General features: G+C 66.7%; 1 protein-coding gene. It reads left to right on the top strand.

Translation table 11 applies throughout. The features are described from left to right. A partial coding sequence (locus KVT32_RS30275; RefSeq protein WP_217619450.1) for an OmpA family protein occupies nt 1-267 on the top strand: 267 nt, incomplete at both ends.

The following is a 267-nucleotide window of genomic DNA, read 5'->3' as shown; positions in this document are numbered from 1 at the left end:
AAGCCGACACCAGCATCACCAACGTCGGCATCACCGGCTACACCGGCCGCCTGGGTTCGGGAAAGTACAACCAGAAGCTGTCGGTGCGTCGCGCCAACGCCGTGCGCGACTACCTGGTCAGCAAGGGCGTCGACGCCGGCCGCCTGAACGCCGTCGGCAAGGGCGAAGCCAACCCGGTCGTCGAGTGCAACCAGAAGAAGCGCGCCGAGCTGATCGCGTGCCTGGAGCCGAACCGCCGCGACGAGGTCGAGCAGATCACGATCGAGA

The organism is Achromobacter sp. GbtcB20 (assembly GCF_019091095.1).
Classification (GTDB): Bacteria; Pseudomonadota; Gammaproteobacteria; order Burkholderiales; family Burkholderiaceae_B; genus Achromobacter; species Achromobacter mucicolens.
The sequence above is the reverse complement of the archived record's forward strand: the minus strand, read 5'-3'. Positions and strand labels throughout refer to the sequence as shown.